The organism is Burkholderia sp. MR1-5-21 (genome assembly GCF_053427715.1).
This window is the reverse complement of record NZ_JBSAXD010000083.1, coordinates 1-1,460: the sequence shown is the minus strand read 5'-3', so window position 1 is coordinate 1,460 and position 1,460 is coordinate 1. Positions and strand designations below refer to the sequence as shown.

Sequence of the window (1,460 nt, the reverse complement as noted above, 5' to 3'; positions counted from 1 at the left end):
GGCGCGAGCTTCTTAGGAAGCGAAGCAATTGGAAGTGGTTCCAAGAAAAGCCTCTAAGCTTCAGTTTAACAATGACCGTACCGCAAACCGACACAGGTGGGCGAGATGAGTATTCTAAGGCGCTTGAGAGAACTCGGGAGAAGGAACTCGGCAAATTGGTACCGTAACTTCGGGATAAGGTACGCCCTGGTAGCTTGACTGGCCTGCGCCAGGAGGGTGAAGGGGTTGCAATAAACTGGTGGCTGCGACTGTTTAATAAAAACACAGCACTCTGCAAACACGAAAGTGGACGTATAGGGTGTGACGCCTGCCCGGTGCCGGAAGATTAAATGATGGGGTGCAAGCTCTTGATTGAAGTCCCGGTAAACGGCGGCCGTAACTATAACGGTCCTAAGGTAGCGAAATTCCTTGTCGGGTAAGTTCCGACCTGCACGAATGGCGTAACGATGGCCACACTGTCTCCTCCCGAGACTCAGCGAAGTTGAAGTGTTTGTGATGATGCAATCTACCCGCGGCTAGACGGAAAGACCCCATGAACCTTTACTGTAGCTTTGCATTGGACTTTGAACCGATCTGTGTAGGATAGGTGGGAGGCTATGAAACCGGAACGCTAGTTTCGGTGGAGCCGTCCTTGAAATACCACCCTGGTTTGTTTGAGGTTCTAACCTTGGCCCGTGATCCGGGTCGGGGACAGTGCATGGTAGGCAGTTTGACTGGGGCGGTCTCCTCCCAAAGCGTAACGGAGGAGTACGAAGGTACGCTAGGTACGGTCGGAAATCGTGCTGATAGTGCAATGGCATAAGCGTGCTTAACTGCGAGACCGACAAGTCGAGCAGGTGCGAAAGCAGGTCATAGTGATCCGGTGGTTCTGTATGGAAGGGCCATCGCTCAACGGATAAAAGGTACTCTGGGGATAACAGGCTGATACCGCCCAAGAGTTCATATCGACGGCGGTGTTTGGCACCTCGATGTCGGCTCATCTCATCCTGGGGCTGTAGCCGGTCCCAAGGGTATGGCTGTTCGCCATTTAAAGAGGTACGTGAGCTGGGTTTAAAACGTCGTGAGACAGTTTGGTCCCTATCTGCCGTGGGCGTTGGATATTTGAAGGGGGCTGCTCCTAGTACGAGAGGACCGGAGTGGACGAACCTCTGGTGTACCGGTTGTCACGCCAGTGGCATCGCCGGGTAGCTATGTTCGGAAGAGATAACCGCTGAAAGCATCTAAGCGGGAAACTCGCCTTAAGATGAGATATCCCCGGGGACTAGATCCCCTTGAAGGGTCGTTCGAGACCAGGACGTTGATAGGTCAGGTGTGTAAGCGCAGTAATGCGTTCAGCTAACTGATACTAATTGCCCGTAAGGCTTGATCCTATAACAAGTCTGCCTTGTAGATGAGCGCCGTGCCGATGCACGCGCTGCCATCCGAGAGACTGGTTGATTCTCGTGTGTGATACACACAAC

The 1,460-nt window shown here is 52.9% G+C and carries 1 rRNA gene; it reads left to right on the top strand.

Annotated features, from left to right (window positions below):
- A 23S ribosomal RNA gene (locus tag ACV229_RS40470) occupies window positions 1-1,370 on the top strand; the annotation flags it as partial.
- Window positions 1,371-1,460: the final 90 nt, after the last annotated feature.